Source organism: Mesorhizobium sp. M0139 (assembly GCF_040322455.1).
GTDB lineage: Bacteria > Pseudomonadota > Alphaproteobacteria > Rhizobiales > Rhizobiaceae > Mesorhizobium.
On record NZ_JAMYTN010000053.1, the window covers coordinates 1 to 545 of the forward strand.

Genomic DNA, 545 nt, shown 5'->3' on the forward strand with positions numbered 1-545 from the left:
GGCGGACAAGCTTCATGTGCCGTGTGTCGATGATGCCGAGCGGGTGGGCATGGAATGAGAGTGTCCATTGTCCGTCTTCGGTCTCCAACGCAGCGACCGGTTCGCCCGCCAGCGCTTGCGAGACATATATGAAGCCGCCATTCCATCGGATCTCGCCATTGTGGCGCACGCGGCGGACCGAGGCCTCGGCCGGATAGACGGGCTCGGGTGGTGTCCTGGGCATGGCGCGCTGTGAGGACCGGTAGTGCTGGGCGGGCGTATCCATGCCCAGCGCCTCATGGGGACGTTCCTCATTGTAGCTGTGGCGGAAGGTCTCGAAGGCCTGGCCCTGTGCCGTTCGGTCGGCTTCCGGTGCCTCGGCCATCGGCAGCATGGTCAGGTGAAAGCGCTCGTGACGTCCGTTCTGCTGTGGCCTGCCGGGTGCGATCCGCTCCAAGGTGATGCCGAGCTTGATGAAGCGCACGACAAGCGGCGTCAGCCCGGTGACGCCGGCCGATGCGAAGGGCGGGCCATTGTCGCTTCTGAAGCGATCCGGCAGGCCATGC

General features: G+C 65.5%; 1 protein-coding gene. It reads right to left on the reverse strand.

Going from position 1 to position 545, the window contains the following annotated elements:
• Positions 1–545: integrase core domain-containing protein (locus tag NKJ58_RS31465; RefSeq protein ID WP_352854719.1), on the reverse strand; the 545-nt coding region annotated here is incomplete at both ends.